Source organism: Vibrio sp. Vb1554 (assembly GCF_033344235.1).
Genome location: NZ_JAWPOJ010000089.1, coordinates 1 through 1,996 on the forward strand (window position 1 = coordinate 1; position 1,996 = coordinate 1,996).

Sequence of the window (1,996 nt, forward strand, 5' to 3'; positions counted from 1 at the left end):
GTGGTCTTGCCATTGATGATTTCCGTGAGGGTATAGTCACGGAAATGAGAGGGACAACCAGTGGTGTAGAGCAAGGTCTGGCGGTGACGATTCGGGTAAGTGACGGAGACAGCACGCTGAATTTTACTGGCCTCGTTGATGCATCAGGTTCGTGGACAGTAACCGGAATTGACGTAAACACTCTCAATCTAAACAACACGTGGACCATTGAAGCAGAAGTGTTGGATGCCGCCGGCAACCACGCGGTCGATACCATGCCGACAATAGTGCTACCCGGTTCAACGGTATTTTCTGAAAACATCGTTGGATTTCTTGGTGAGCAAAGCAGCTCGGCAGCCATCAACATAGAAAATGGTGTGCCAGCACTGCATGCAGAGCAACCAAGTTTGAGTGCGCTTACATCGGTCGGTCAATCTATTAACGTTGTTGTTGCAGAAGATGGGTTGAGCTTACAAGGAACATCGACTGACGACCGATTAGTTTTCTCAGCAGAAGTCAATGATGATGGTACGGTTCAAATTACTTTTTATGAAGCGATTGATCATGGTGTCGGTCAAGATGAGCTGGTGACTAACGTATTGGTTGAAAGCACTCAAAGTGATGCTGATGGTACACAAGAGGCTGTTGTGGCCCCCCTAGAAATCGCCATCCTTGATGCCGATCCAGTGATCGAAAATGAGTCATATAGTGTAACCGAAGGCCAAGTCATTTCTGGCAATGTACTGGAGAATGACATTGATATTGATGGTGACTTGTACATTCGATATGTCAGAGCCGGAGGAGAGATCCAGTCTGTCCCTGATGGTGGCTCAGTAAGTTTTAGTCTAGAGAAGGGTGAATTAACCGTATTTTCAGATGGCTCTTGGCAGTTGAATGCCAGTCGCAACTTAGATCACACGGTTGAGCAAAGTCTCGTTTTTGATTATCTCGCAGCCGATGATTCAAAAGATTACGGTGTAGCAACCGCAACTATCGACATTAAAGATGGCCAAGCGGGTTATGTAGGCAGCGCTACTATAAACGCAGCAGAAGTACCTCTGGGAGAGGCATTATTAACCACCGAAGGCAGTGTTAATGTGATTGCTGGCTCTGATAACCCTGATCCGACTAGTTTGTATTTTGGTGGGGCATCCATTACTAAGTTAGAGGCATTAGGGCTTACAAGCTCAGTCTCTGATAATGAGCTTAGCTACACGTTAAGTTCCAGTGGAAAGCAAATCACAGCATTTGCCAATGGTGTCACTGTATTTACGTTAACATTGAGTGGCATTGAGTCGGGTAACGATGTACTAGCTTCAATCTCGCTTACTCTTGATCATCCTATCGATCAATTCAATAGTAGTGATACGGTCACTTTCCCGCTGACCATTGGAGGGACAGATCTAGACTCCACACCGCTTGTAGAGAATGAAATTGATTTCGTGTTGAAAGATGGTGTTGATCCTACGTTGAGCAACTTGACTGTTGTTGCAATGGAGGAGATTAATCTAGAAAGTGGGGCAATCTTTAAGACTGGGAGCCTTCAACTCGATATCGGGAGTGATTATGTTGACTCTCTTCGATTTAGCGAATTAAACCAGCCCACATTAGTGAGTAGTGAAAGTGAGTTGCTTTACCGTCTGTCTGATGACGGTACGACAATTACTGGCTATATCTTAGAAGGTGGGGTGGAAGTAAATATTTTTCAATCGAAACTATTATCCACATTACCTTTAGAGTCGAGTAGTGAAATAGAGTATTCCTTTGAATTATATCGCTCTTTCGATCTGTCAAAAGATCAAATCCTGGATATACCATTGTTAGTTAATGCAACAGATTCAGACGGTGACACCACCTCCGTAACATTGGATATTACCTTAGAGGCAATTGAAGGTTTGAACGATGATGCCTCTTTAACGGTGGATATTCTTGATGGCGGTGATGGATACGAAAACCAGTTTGAAGTTCCTAGTGTCACGATTCAAGGTGACGCACTCAAGATAAGCGATGAGTGGCT

General features: G+C 44.4%; 1 protein-coding gene. It reads left to right on the forward strand.

Features of this window, described 5'->3' with window-relative positions; genetic code table 11:
- The coding region (locus tag R8N28_RS23820) for an Ig-like domain-containing protein (RefSeq protein ID WP_318183499.1) at positions 1-1,996 on the forward strand (1,996 nt) is incomplete at both ends.